Here is a 12,768-nt window from a genome sequence, read left to right on the forward strand (position 1 = left end):
TCGCGCTCACCCTGTTCAAGCCGGAGCTGGACGTGTGGGAGCCGGGCGAGCACAACGGCACCTTCCGCGGCAACAACCCCGCCTTCGTCACCGCCACCGCCGCGCTCAAGGCGTACTGGGCCGACGACCAGCTGGAGAAGCAGGTCAAGGTCCGCGGCGAGCAGATCGAACAGGCCCTGCTGGCCCTCTGCGACGAGAGCGCCGCCGAAGGAGCGCGTCACCGCGGCCGCGGGATGGTCTGGGGCTTGGAGTTCGCCCGTGCGGAGCGAGCCACCGAAGTCTGCCGGCGCGCCTTCGAACTGGGACTGCTGCTCGAATCGTCGGGCCCCCGCAGCAAAGTCGTCAAACTGCTGCCACCTCTCACCATCACCTCCGGCGAAGTGAACGACGGACTGCGCACGCTCGCCCGTGCCGTCCGCGAGACCGCCTGAAGCACGATCCACCCACCCCTTGAGGGAGTTTCATGCCTGACCATGCACGGGTGCGCGACGTCGTACTCGATCACACGGCACGCGTCCTCGAAGTGGAACCGGAAGATCTGCGTGACCAGCCCGCCCTGGACGCCCACCCCACCTTCAGCTCCTTTCGCATGGTCGACCTCGTCGAAGAGCTCGAACACCACCTGGGCGTCTGCTTCGACGCGGCCGACCTCACCATCGACAACCTGCGTCACCTCGACCGCCTGACGGACCTCGCCGCACGCGCCGTCGCGGCCCGCACGACGCAGGCGGCCTGACATGGAGCCGACACTGCTGCACCACCTGCTGGACCACCCGCGGACGGCCGCTGTCCGGCCGGCGCTGACAGCGGGCAGGACCACACTCACCCACGAGCAGCTCGTCGCGGCCAGTCACCGCATGAGCCATGTCCTGCACGACCGCGGCCTGCGCCGCGGGGACCGCCTCGTCGTGACCGGCACCTGCGACGTACATCTGCCGGCCCTTCTGTTCGCGGCCTCCCGCCTGGGAGTCATCTTCTCGGTGATCCACGAGGAGGTGCGCGGTGAGATCCTGGCCCACATCCTGAACGACAGCGGACCGCGGCTGTTCGTCACCGGCGACACCCACGTCAACGGCGCGGACGCAGCGCACGGAGTCCCCACCGTCCGCCTAGGCCGCCTGACGCACGCGGCAACGACCGCCCCCGAGTCGCCGGTCGGGGCGGAACAGCCCCTGCCCGTGGACCCGGCCTGTCTGATCTACACCTCGGGCACCACGGCCATGCCGAAAGCCGTCGTCTCCACGCACGGCCAGAGCGTCTTCGCGACCCGCGCCATCGCACGGCGACTCCGCTACACCTCGGACGACGTCATCTACAGCCCGTTGCCCTTGTCCTTCGACTACGGCCTCTACCAGGTGTTCCTCGCCGCGGAAGCCGGCGCCCACCTGCAGCTCGCCCCGGCCGAGGCAGCCGGTCCGAGTCTCCTGAAGAACCTGAACGCGGCAGGCGCCACGGTGCTGCCGGCCGTGCCGCCCGTAGCCGCGGGACTGCTGCGCCTCCTCCAGCGCCAGGCCCGTGAACGGCCTGCTCTGCGCCTGATGACCAACACCGGGGCAGCGATGCCGGCGGAGGTGCTGACCGGTCTCCGGCAGCTCCTGCCGAGCCTGAGAGTGCAGTTGATGTACGGCCTGACCGAGTGCAAACGTGTCTCCATCCTCGAACCCGACGAGGACCTGCGGAAACCCGAGACCGTCGGCCGCCCCTTGGACGGGACGGAAGTCTTCACCGTCGACGCGGACGGGGCACGCCTGCCCGCCGGCTGTCCGGGAGAGATCACCGTGCGGGGCCCCCACGTGATGGCCGGCTACTGGAGGCGTCCCGACCTGACCGCCGAGCGCTTCGTCCGCCGCGACGGCCTCTTCCCCGAGCTGCGCACCGGTGACTACGGCTTCGTCGACGCGGACGGCCACCTGCACTTCGACGGACGCCGCGACGACGTCTACAAGCAACAGGGTTTCCGGGTGAGCGCCATCGAGGTGGAGGCGGCGGCCCGCCGGATTCCCGGCGTCGACACGGCGGCCGTCCTGGTGCCCACGGCCGAGCGGCCCGAAGCCCTGCTGGTCATCAGCGGTACGGCCGAACCGCACGACGTACTGCAACGGCTCGGTGAGCGCATCGAGACCTACAAGGTGCCCGCACGGTGCCACCGGATGGCGCTCCTGCCGACGAACGCGAACGGAAAGATCGACAAGAAGCGCCTCGCCGAGCTGGCCGGGGAGTCCGTCCATGTCTGATCTGCGCGACGCGGCCGGCTACCAGGGGCCCACCCCCGCCTACGTCTACGACATGGCGTCCGTACGGACCGCCTGCGACCAGCTGCGGGCCCAGCTGCCCGCCCCCAGCGACCTCTACTACTCCCTCAAGGCCAACCCCCACCCGGCCGTGGTCGCCGCCCTGCACGCGCGCGGCTGCCGCGCGGAGATCAGCTCCGTGGGGGAACTCGAAGCCGCGCTGGCCGCCGGCGTCCCACCGCGGGACATCCTGTACTCCGGACCCGGCAAGCGCGACAGCGACCTGGACGCGGCCCTGGCCGCGGGGGTGCGGGGCTTCTCCCTCGACTCGGCGCACGCGGCGTACCAGCTGGACGCGGCCGCCCGGCGCAACAACACGGTGGCACGTTTCCTGCTGCGGGTGAACACCGATCTGGCCGCTCCCGGAGCGGGACTGGCGATGACCGGCCTGCCCTCACCCTTCGGCGCCGAAGTGGCGGCCGTCGAGGCGGACCCCGCCGCTTTCACCCAGCGGTCCTGTGCCCGCTTCGAGGGGCTGCACCTCTACCTCGCCACCAACCTCATGGGCGAGGCCGCCCTGGTGAAGCAGTTCACCGTGGCCATCGACACCGCCGAGCACGTCCAACGCCTGCTGGACACACCACTGCGGGTGCTGGACCTCGGCGGCGGCTTCGGCGCCCCCTACGCGCGCGAGGGCCGACTGCCCCTCTTCCCGGACCTGGCCGACCAGCTCGCCGGAAGACTCGACAGTGCCTTTCCCGGCTGGCGCCAAGGGCAGCCCGCCGTCGCCTTCGAGTCGGGGCGCCACCTCGCTGCCACGTGCGGCCGCCTGTACACCCGCGTCCTCGACGTCAAACAGGCCCACGGCCGGCGAGTGGTCGTCCTGGACACCGGCATCCACCACCTCGGCGGCATGTCGGGACTGCGCCGCGTCCCGGCCATCCGGCCGCAGCTGCACCGACACCCGGCCACTCCGGAAACGGCGGAGCAGACACCCACGATGGTGTGCGGGCCCCTCTGCACCCCCCTGGACACCTGGGCCCAGTCCGCGCCCATGGCCGCTGTCGCCCCCGGCGACCTGCTGAGCGTTCCCAACGTCGGCGCCTACGGCCTGCACGCCAGCCTCGTCCTGTTCCTGGGGCATCCGCTCCCGGTCGAAGTCGTCGTGGACGGCCCGGCCCCCGCGGACAGCAGTCAGCTGCGCCTCCACCGCACCGCCGTCAGCCCATCCGCCTGACCCACAGGGAAAGGGTTCCTCCCATGGACAGCTCCTTCACCGACCTGCTCCGCCGCCACCTGCGGTTCCTGCCCGCCGATCAGCCCCTTGAGACGACCGCCCCGTTGCGCGACCTCGGCCTGACCTCCATGCAGGCCATCGAGGTGATGTTCGACATCGAGGACCTTTACGGGGTCAGTCTGGACGACGACCAGCTCAACGACACCACCTTCTCCACGGCCGGACACCTCTGGCAGGCCGTCGACGACGCGCGCAGCCGGGCGGCGGCATGAGCGCGACGACCACCGGCGACCGCACCGGCCTCCTGCCCCGGAACGCTCCCGCGCAGCCCACCACGGCGGCGTCCCTGGAAACGGTCCTGGCCACGGTGCGCCGGCACGCCGCCCGCACCGACCACGAGGCGGCCTTCCCCGCCGCGGCCCTGGCCGAAATCCGGCGCAGCCGCCTGCTGGGGCTCCTCGTCCCCACCACCTACGGCGGCTCGGGCGGAACCCTGCCGGACATGCTGGACGTCGCCTCCCGCCTCTCGCGTGAGTGCATGTCCGTCGGCATGGTCTTCGCCATGCACTGCCAGCAGGTCGCCGCCGTCGTCCACCACGGTGGCGACCGCCTGCGCGACGAGCTGCTGCCCGCCGTCGCGCGCGGCGACCTGTACCTGGCCTCCGTCACCACGGAAGCCGGCACCGGCGGCCACCTCCTGACCTCCGAGACCGCCCTCACCGGTGGCCCCGAGCACCTCCACATCGACCGGACCGCGCCGGTCGTCACGGGAGGATCACACGCCGACGGCTTCCTCATCACCACTCAGGCCCCCGACGCCACCTCGCCCCACCAGGTCTCCCTCATCTACGCCCACCGGTCCCAGATCGACGTGACGCCCACCGGGAACTGGAACCCACTCGGCATGCGCGGCACCGACAGCCGGCCCCTGCGCCTGGTGGGCTCCGTACCGGCCCATCAGGTCGTCGGGAAGCACGGCGGCTTCCGCGACATCACGGTGCGCACCTTCGCCCCGCTCGCCCACCTGGGCTGGTCCTCCTGCTGGCTGGGAACGGCGACCGGCGCCCTGTCCCGTACGCTGGCCTGGCTGCGCAGCCCCGGCGAACGCCGTCGGCGGGACCTGCGGAGCGAACTGCTGCTCGGCCGGCTCGCCACCGTACGGCAGCGGCTGGAGACCACCCACGCCCTGATCCGGCACGCCGCCGACGTCTACCGGGCGGGCGACCGCGACCCGACGACGCCTGCCGTGCAGACACTGCTGAACACCGTCAAGGTGACGGCCTCCGAACAGTGCTTCGCCGCGGTCGACGAACTCGTCGAACTCGCCGGCCTGCGCCACGGATACCAGCGCGACGCACCCCTGGCGCTGGAACGGGCCTGGCGCGACCTGCGCTCGGCCTCGCTCAACTACAGCAACGACAGGCTCCGGCTGGCCAACGGCACCCTCACCCTCATGGACCAGGAAGTCAGCTATGCCTGAGACGCTGACCGCCGACCCCGCCGCCCCCGATCTCGACGCGGTCCTGGCCCGCCTGCGCACGGAACCGGCCCCGTCCGCACGGACGGTCTGGCACACGCTCGCCGCCTCCGGCACCGTCGGCGCCCTCTACGACGACCCGGCCCCGGACACCCGCTGGGGGCTCGACCCACGGCGCCTGCGGACCGTGCTGACCGCTCTCGACACGGCGTTCCCCCTGGGCACCACGCTCAGCTTCTGCGTCCAGGCCGCCACCGCCCTGCCCCTGCTGCGGGACGCGCCGCCCGACAGCCCGGCCGGGCACACCGCGGCACAGGCGCTGGCCGGCCACGCCACCCTGGCCCTGGCCGTCACCGACACCGCTGCCGCCGGCTCGGACCTGACCGCCATGGACACCCGCATCGAGCAGGAGGGCGGCACGCTCGTCCTCACCGGAGGCAAACGCTGGATCGTCAACGCCACCACGGCCGACCACGCCCTGGTCCTGGCACGCCGCCGGCCGGGGGACCACTTCAGCCACTTCTGCCTGCTGCTCGTACCGCTCACCGCTCCCGGTGTGCGTGCGGAGCCGGCCGACACCCTGTGGTTCGACGGCGCCGGCATCGGCTCCCTGCACTTCGACGGGGTACGGCTGCCCGCCGACCACCTCATCGGCTCCCCGTCACGGGGGCTCGCCGCCTTCGCCCGCCGTATCAGCACCGAGCGCCTGGCCAGCGGCCTGTGGGCCGACGCCCTGACCTCCCGTGTCCTCACCCGGACACACCGCGCGCTCACCCGGCGCCGCATCGCCGGAGCCCCGCAGTGGGACAACGCCGCGGTGCGCCAGGAGTTCGCCGCGGCCCTGATCGACCAGCAGCGGCTGCGCGCCCTGTGCGACACGGTGTGCGCACCGGCACCGGACGGCCCGCCGCCCGCGGTTGCCGCCGCCCTGCTCAAAGCGGCCGGGGCCGACACCCTCGAACGGGTCCTGACCCTCTGCGCGCGTCTACAGGGGGCCGAAGCCTTCGAACGTGGCGGCCTGCACCAACTGCGGACGGAAGCCGCGATGTTCGGCATCGCCGGCGGCACCGGCCACACCCTGCGGGACGTGGTCGCCGACCACACCGAAGTCCTGCTGGACGCCCGCCGTACCGCCTCATGATCAGGCCCGTCGCCCCGCATCCGGGCCTGCGTCTCGCCGTGGCGTCCGTGGACGAGGCCCTCACCGCCCTGCGGCCGGGCGACATCGGCCCGGCCGCACGCACCATGCCGGCCTGGCGGGCCCGCGAACACCTGGCGGGCCGCGCCCTCGCGCGCACCCTCCTGACCGGGCTGGGGCTCGACCCGGCCACCCCCGTGTGCACCCGCGACACCGGTCAGCCCCACCTGCCCGGCCACCCCCACCTCTGGCTCAGCATCTCCCACAGCGAGGAGACGGTCGCCGCGGCCGTCGCCGACCATCCGGTGGGCATCGACGTACAGGTCCCCGTCCCACCGAGCGCGGCCCTGCTGCGCCGGTGCTGCTCTCCCGCGACCGCCGCGGCACTGCGCCGGCTGCCGCCGGCCGAGCAGGCCCGGCACTTCGCGTACATCTGGACGGCGCAGGAGGCGTGCAGCAAGGCCGCCGGCACCGGGCTGGCCGGCGCACCGTGGCGTATCCGCGTCGATGTCCACGCACGGGAGGGCCGCTGGCGCGACTACACCTGGCGCCACCTCACCGGCACGGCCAGCCCTTACCCGCTCTGCCTGGCCCGCACCAGCCTGCCCGCCGACAGGAAGGAGACGACATGGCCGACCCGTACGACGCCCCCGCACCGGTCACGACCGCGGCCGGCGCAGGTCTGAGCTGCTACACCAGCGCCGTCCTCGCGTACCTGGCCCGAGAGGACGCCACCGCCCACGCCCGTGTCGCACACGCCACACGCCTGGCGATCCGGCCCGCCGCCCCGCCCGGCCCGCCCGCCTTCCGCCACCACGACACCGCCCTGGACCGGCTGCCCGACGGCACCGCACTGCGGCCGAGGGGCGCGCGACAGCTCGGGCCGGCACTGGAAGCGCTCGCCGAAGAGATCGAGGCGTACGGCCAGGTCCTGTTCACCGCCGACGCGGCCCGGCTGCCCTGGGCCCCGCCGGGCCGGCCGCCGGCCCCCCACTTCCTGGTGGCGACCGGTCACCGCGGCGGGCAGTGGTACCTCGACGACCACTTCAGCGGCCTGTTCCCCGACGGACACGAGCAGGTTCCCTTCAGCGGCTGGGTGTCGTCCGCCGACATGGCGGCGCTGTTCACCACGGACGACTCCTTCACCCCGGTGCAGCGCCGACGCGGCCGTGAGGTGTTCGGCCGCACCGCGGCCGCCCCGCCGGAGGGAAGCCGCCAGTGGTTCATCCGGGTGCCGGCCCACGGCACCGATGACGGGCCGGACGACGATGGGTGGATCACCGCCCCGGACCGTGTCGGCAACCGCCTCAAGGAGCATCTGGACGCCGTCTGCGCGCAAGAAGGTGAGCCCGCGGTCCTGGAGGACCTCTGGGCCGCTGCCCGCCACCACCGCTACAAATACCGCTATTTCCTGGCCGCACCCGGCCAGGACCCGCCCCCGGAACGGGAACATGCCCTGCGCCGCGCCGAGTCCTGCTGGTCCGGCCTCCCCAAAACCATGCGCTTCGCCGTCAACTCGGCCCGCCGCGGCCGCCCACGGACGTCCCTCGTCGACACCACCCTGCGCGACCTCGCAGCGGCCGAAACCGAGGCCCGCGGCTTCCTCGGCCAGGAGAACAAGGAGCACCTGTGGTCAGTCACCACCTCGTCCCCGACCACTTCCGACGAACAGCGCACACCCACCCGCACCACGAGGCCCTGCGCACCGGCCCGTACCGCCTGACCTACGCCCGGCTGCTGGCCGCCGCGGAACACATCGCCCGCACCTTGCTGGCCGAAGGGGCAGCCGCCGGGGCGAGGGTCGGGCTGCCCGCCGACCGGACCGTCACCAGCTACGCGGGTTACCTGGGCATCCAGATGGCCGGCGCCACGGTCGTTCCCCTCAACCCGTCCTTCCCGGCGGCACGCAACACCGCCATCGCCGCCGCTGCCGGCCTCACCGCCGTCGTCGCGGACGAGACAGCGGGCGACGAAGCGCGCTTCGGGGTGCCCGTCCTGCGCTTCGCCGGGGAGTTCCTGTCCTCCGCCGCGCCCGACGGCCCGTCCACCCCCGCGCCGGTGAGTCCGGACGGCCTCGCGTACCTCCTCTTCACCTCGGGCTCCACCGGCACACCGAAAGGCGTGCCGGTCACCCACCGCAATGTCGCCGCCTACGTCCGGCACATACGGGACCGTTACGGCATCGGGCCCGGCAGCCGGATCTCCCAGACTTTCGACCTGACCTTCGACCCGTCGGTCTTCGACATGTTCAGTGCCTGGACCACGGGAGCGACGCTCGTCGTGCCCAGCCGCACCGAGGTACTGGACCCTGTCCGCTTCGTCAACGCCCACGCCCTCAGCCACTGGTTCTCCGTGCCGTCGCTGATCTCCCTCGCCGCGCGCCTGCGCACCCTGTCCCCGTCGGCCATGCCGTCCCTGCGCCACAGCCTGTTCGCTGGCGAGGCCCTGACGCTCGGCCAGGCACGTGCCTGGCAGGACGCCGCACCGCACAGCGGGATCGTGAACCTGTACGGCCCCACCGAGATGACCGTCACCTGTACGGAATACCGCCTGCCGGCCGACCCGGCCGACTGGCCGGCCACGCCCAACGGCACGGTGCCCATCGGGAGGCCACACCCGGACCACGACATCGCCGTACTCGGCGGGGACCTGCGGCCCGCGGACGAAGGCGAACTCGTCATCCGCGGCCCGCAGCGTTTCCCCGGCTATCTCGACCCGGCAGCCGACACCGGGCGCTTCGCCGACCCCGGCCGGGCCCGCCTCTTCCGAGGCGACGGGGCGCCTGGAGAAGACTGGTACTACCGCACCGGGGACCGCGTCCGGTGGCACGACGGCGCCCTCCTGCACCTGGGCCGTCTCGACGAGCAGGTGAAGATCCACGGCTACCGGGTCGAACTCGGGGAGATCGAGGCGGCCCTCCGCGAGCAGCCAGGCATCCACGACGCCATCGTGGTGAGCGTGCAAGGCACCGCCGCGCGCACCGAGCTGCGGGCAGCGTACGTCGGAGAGGCCGACTCCCGCGCCGCCCGCGAGCGGCTACGGCAGCGACTGCCCGCGTACATGGTGCCGTCGGCCGTGACACGGCTCGACACCCTCCCGCTCAACGCCAACGGCAAGGTCGACCGCCGGGCGATCGCCACCACCCTGAACCCCGGCGCCCAGACGAGGAAGGCCACGTGTGACCGCTCCACTTCGCACTGACCCATCGGCCCCGGCCGCGCACGAGTTCCGCCGCGCCATGGCCCATCTGCCCACCTCCGTGACCGTCGTCACCACCAGGGACACCGAACCGGTCGGCTGCACCGCCAGCGCCGTACTGTCCCTGTCGACGGACCCGCCCGGCATGCTGGTCTCCCTGGCCGCCACCAGCCACACGGCCCAGCGCATCAGACACCGGGGCGCCTTCGCCGTCAACGCCCTGAGCTGGCAACAGCGCAAGCTGACACAGCAGTTCGCGAGCGGCGACCCGCACCGGCGCTTCCACGGTGTGGCGCACACACTGCGCCACGGACAGCCCGTGCTGGCCGACGCCGCCGTAGGCGTGGTCTGCACGCTCGAAACCGTCCACCACGCACTCGACCACCTCCTGCTGGTCGGCCGTGTCATCTGGTGCAGCCACCGGACCGAGTGCACCCCGCTCGTCTACCACCAGCACCGCACACACCCCGGACCCGCGGCCTCATGACCACCGCACAGCACTCACCCGGAGCACAGCACGGTGATGTCACTGCGCGAGGCGGCTGCCCGGCGCAGTGCCGCCAGGCCGCGTGCCACCGCCGGCTGCCCGTGACTGCCCTTGCGGATACAGGTCACCAGGCGCCTGACCGGCACAGGAGAACCGCGCAACGCGACGCGGACGACCGGCACACCAGGGGGAATGGGGGCCAGCCGGGGCAGCAGACTCACCCCGAAGCCGTGCGCGACCAGCGACAGGATGGCGTTCCACTCCTGCGCGCGGTGCTCGATGTGCGGCGAGAAGCCGGCTGCCTGGCACGCGGCCAGGATCAGCTGGTGCTGGTCGATACTGCCCGGAGCGGCGATGAAGGACTCGGTCGCCGCCTGCGACAGCTCGACCGGGCCCCGGCCCGCCAGACGGTGCCCCTCGGGCACGATGAGGTCCTGCGGGTCATCGGCGAGCGGCTGCTGGTCGAAGCGCTGATCCATCGGCGTCGGGCTGCCGGGCAGCGGCACCACCACCGCGATGTCGATACGGTCGCCCAGCAGCAGATCGAAGCACTGCGACGACTCCGCTTCGCTCATCTCGACGCGCATCGCCGGAAACTCCTCGCGGATGGACCGCGTGGCCGGCACCAGCAAGGCCGACAACGCCGTCGCGAAGGCGCTCACCCGTACCAGGCCGCCCGAGCCCCGCCCGTAATCGGCGAGTTCGGCGGTGGCTTCCTCCCACTTGGCATACAGGACATCGGCATGTCCCAGCAGCGCGTGCGCGGCCTGCGTCAACCGCACCCGCCGCCCGTCGCGCTCCAGCAACCCGACCTGGAGATCCCTGGAGAGCGCCTGGATCTGCTGCGAGACGGCCGACGGCGTCAGATGCAGTGCCCCCGCCGCGTCCGTGACCGTGCCGTGCTGGTGAACAGCCCGCAGAACCTGCAGTCGCCGTAAATCGATCATGACTCAACTAGTACACGACGCCGGGCCCGGTCTCCAGACCGCGACGCCCGCCCATGGAGGACGACGTGACCACGACCACCCCGCGACGGCCCGACCTCTATCCCACGCGTACCGTCTCCGAGCCCCGGCCCCAGCGCCGCGAGGACCCGACCGTGTGGTCCACCGCCCCCGGCCCGCTCGACCCGGACCAGCTCAGCCGCTACGACCGGGACGGCTACCTCGTCCTGGACGCCCTCCTGACTCCCGAGGAAGTGGAGCACTACCGCGCCGAACTGCGGCGCCTGGGCCAGGACCCGCAGCTCCGCGCGACCGACCGCGTCATACGGGAACCCGACTCCGACGAGATCCGGTCGGTGTTCGAAGCGCAGAAGGTCAGCGCCGTCTTCGCCGAACTCATCCACTCACCCAGGCTGGCCGACATCGCCCGACAGGTCCTCGGCTCGGACGTGTACGTGCACCAGAGCCGGGTGAACTACAAGCCGGCGTTCGGCGGAGCCGAGTTCGACTGGCACTCGGACTTCGAGACGTGGCACTCCGAGGACGGCATGCCCCGGCCCAGGGCCTTCAGCATCTCCGTCGGGCTGACGGACAACCACCCCTTCAACGGACCTCTCATGGTCATGCCCGGCTCGCACAAGACCTTCATCCCGTCCGTCGGCGAGACCCCGCCCGACTACCACAAGGAGTCCTTGCAGGTCCACCGACTCACCGTGGGCTCCGTCGACCACGACAGCCTGACCCGCATGGCGAACGAGCACGGTATCCACCAGGTGACCGGTCCGGCGGGCTCGGCCGTCATGTTCGACTGCAACATCCTGCACGGCTCCAACGGCAACATCACGCCGTACCCCCGTTCCAACATCTTCATCGTCTACAACAGCACCGAGAACACCCTGGAGGAGCCGTACGCCGCTCCGCGGCCCCGGCCGCTGTACCTCGGCAACCGTGACTTCACCCCCATCCCGCGATAGACGAGCGGCAGGCGTGCCGTCCCGGCACGCCTGCCGCCGCGGCATGCTCACCGCTTCGGTTTCTGCTTCCGCGGCGTGTACACGGCACCGACCGACGCGGCGACCACACAGCCGATGGCCAGCCACTGCACCCCGGTGAGGATCTCGCCCAGCACCACCATGGCGGCCAGGCCCGCGACCGCCGGTTCCAGGCTCTCCAGCACGGCCACGGTCCGCGGTGGCAGACGGCGCAGGGCAGCCATGTCCAGGGTGTAGGGAATGGCGGCCGACAGCAGCGCGACGCCGAGCCCCGCCGCCAGCACCCATGGGTCGAGCAGCGCCGTACCGCCCTCCCAGACACCGGTCGGCAACGAAAGAACCGCCGCCCATGCGACGGCGTACGCCAGATAGCTGCCGTCGGACGTCTTCGCCCCGGCCCGCTTGTTCAGCACGACATAGGTCGCCATCGAAGCGCCGGACACCAGGGCGAAGACCGTCCCGGCCAGGGTGAGCCCGCCTCCGCCGCCGGGGTTCGCGAACAGGAACACCCCGACCCAGGCCAGCACGGCCCACAGGAAGTCCAGGAGCCGCCGGGAGCCGATCAGGGCCAGGACCAACGGCCCCAGGAACTGCAACGTGACGGCCACGCCCACGTCGAGCCGCTCCAGCGCCAGGTAGATGACGTTCATACCGGCGATCGCGGTGCCCAGCGCCATGATCAGCCCCCGGTCCCGCCAGCTCTTGGGCAAGGACGGACGCCACACCAGACCCAGCACCACCGCGGTCAGGGCCAGCCTGAGGAAGACGACCCCCAAAGCCCCCACGGCCCCGAACAGGTGCTTGCCGAATGCCTGCCCGACCTGGATGCTCACCACACTGCCCACCACGAGGAGCGGGGCGGGAACCCGTGCGGTGACGGGCTGTTTCTGCCGTGCTGCCTGCGCCGGGTGTTCGCGATGGTGGTCAGGTGCCGTATGTGTGCCCATACCGGGCGCTTCCCCGGCGGGCGGCCTGAGCAATCTCTGAAGTCTATGCATGGAATCGTTTAGTTCTGGCTGAATGATCCTGCTGGAACGGTCTCCGTTCGGCTGTACGGAGCTGGA

General features: G+C 71.9%; 14 protein-coding genes. 12 read left to right on the forward strand and 2 right to left on the reverse strand.

Annotated features, from left to right (window positions below):
- From AB0L45_RS37240 to AB0L45_RS37290, 11 genes are all read left to right on the forward strand, one after another.
- The coding region (locus AB0L45_RS37240) for an aminotransferase class III-fold pyridoxal phosphate-dependent enzyme (protein WP_365848180.1) at positions 1 to 431 on the forward strand (431 nt) is incomplete at its 5' end.
- A 32-nt stretch (positions 432 to 463) separates the two neighbouring features.
- On the forward strand, positions 464 to 736 hold the full coding sequence (locus AB0L45_RS37245; RefSeq protein WP_365848182.1) for a hypothetical protein: 273 nt from the start codon (positions 464 to 466) through the stop codon (positions 734 to 736).
- Between the two features lies 1 nt (position 737).
- Positions 738 to 2,234 carry a class I adenylate-forming enzyme family protein gene (locus tag AB0L45_RS37250; RefSeq protein WP_365848184.1) on the forward strand — a complete coding sequence of 499 codons (1,497 nt, stop codon included), beginning with the start codon at positions 738 to 740 and terminating at the stop codon, positions 2,232 to 2,234.
- Positions 2,227 to 3,468, forward strand: coding sequence for a type III PLP-dependent enzyme (locus AB0L45_RS37255; RefSeq protein ID WP_365848186.1), 1,242 nt, complete (start codon positions 2,227 to 2,229; stop codon positions 3,466 to 3,468). Before AB0L45_RS37250 ends, AB0L45_RS37255 begins: the two co-directional genes overlap by 8 nt.
- A gap of 23 nt (positions 3,469 to 3,491) precedes the next feature.
- Positions 3,492 to 3,740, forward strand: a complete 249-nt coding sequence (locus tag AB0L45_RS37260) for a phosphopantetheine-binding protein (protein WP_365848188.1) — start codon at positions 3,492 to 3,494, stop codon at positions 3,738 to 3,740.
- Positions 3,737 to 4,948 (forward strand): acyl-CoA dehydrogenase family protein, encoded by a 1,212-nt coding sequence (locus tag AB0L45_RS37265; RefSeq protein WP_365848190.1) that lies wholly within the window; start codon positions 3,737 to 3,739, stop codon positions 4,946 to 4,948. The genes AB0L45_RS37260 and AB0L45_RS37265 overlap by 4 nt, the downstream gene beginning before the upstream one ends.
- The gene (locus AB0L45_RS37270; protein WP_365848192.1) at positions 4,941 to 6,086 is read left to right on the forward strand and encodes an acyl-CoA dehydrogenase family protein; all 1,146 of its coding nucleotides are present in this window, start codon (positions 4,941 to 4,943) and stop codon (positions 6,084 to 6,086) included. Before AB0L45_RS37265 ends, AB0L45_RS37270 begins: the two co-directional genes overlap by 8 nt.
- Positions 6,083 to 6,769 (forward strand): 4'-phosphopantetheinyl transferase superfamily protein, encoded by a 687-nt coding sequence (locus AB0L45_RS37275; RefSeq protein ID WP_365848194.1) that lies wholly within the window; start codon positions 6,083 to 6,085, stop codon positions 6,767 to 6,769. Before AB0L45_RS37270 ends, AB0L45_RS37275 begins: the two co-directional genes overlap by 4 nt.
- The gene (locus AB0L45_RS37280) at positions 6,712 to 7,806 is read left to right on the forward strand and encodes a hypothetical protein (protein WP_365848196.1); all 1,095 of its coding nucleotides are present in this window, start codon (positions 6,712 to 6,714) and stop codon (positions 7,804 to 7,806) included. The genes AB0L45_RS37275 and AB0L45_RS37280 overlap by 58 nt, the downstream gene beginning before the upstream one ends.
- The gene (locus tag AB0L45_RS37285) at positions 7,713 to 9,284 is read left to right on the forward strand and encodes an amino acid adenylation domain-containing protein (RefSeq protein WP_365848198.1); all 1,572 of its coding nucleotides are present in this window, start codon (positions 7,713 to 7,715) and stop codon (positions 9,282 to 9,284) included. Before AB0L45_RS37280 ends, AB0L45_RS37285 begins: the two co-directional genes overlap by 94 nt.
- Complete coding sequence (locus tag AB0L45_RS37290; protein WP_365848200.1) at positions 9,262 to 9,768, forward strand: flavin reductase family protein; 507 nt, start codon at positions 9,262 to 9,264, stop codon at positions 9,766 to 9,768. The genes AB0L45_RS37285 and AB0L45_RS37290 overlap by 23 nt, the downstream gene beginning before the upstream one ends.
- Before the next feature lie 14 nt (positions 9,769 to 9,782).
- Here the strand turns inward: AB0L45_RS37290 and AB0L45_RS37295 are convergent, their stop codons facing one another.
- Positions 9,783 to 10,715 (reverse strand): LysR family transcriptional regulator, encoded by a 933-nt coding sequence (locus tag AB0L45_RS37295; RefSeq protein ID WP_365848202.1) that lies wholly within the window; start codon positions 10,713 to 10,715, stop codon positions 9,783 to 9,785.
- Positions 10,716 to 10,780: 65 nt separating this feature from the next.
- Here AB0L45_RS37295 and thpD point away from each other — a divergent pair, with 65 nt between their 5' ends.
- Entirely contained in the window at positions 10,781 to 11,686 is a 906-nt protein-coding gene (gene thpD / locus AB0L45_RS37300) for an ectoine hydroxylase (protein WP_365848204.1), read from the forward strand.
- A 47-nt stretch (positions 11,687 to 11,733) separates the two neighbouring features.
- On the opposite strand, the gene AB0L45_RS37305 is transcribed toward thpD, so the two are convergent.
- A complete protein-coding gene (locus AB0L45_RS37305; RefSeq protein ID WP_365848206.1) occupies positions 11,734 to 12,651 on the reverse strand; it encodes an EamA family transporter in 918 nt (305 codons plus the stop codon).
- Positions 12,652 to 12,768: the final 117 nt, after the last annotated feature.

It is taken from the genome of Streptomyces sp. NPDC052496, from assembly GCF_040679095.1.
GTDB lineage: Bacteria > Actinomycetota > Actinomycetes > Streptomycetales > Streptomycetaceae > Streptomyces.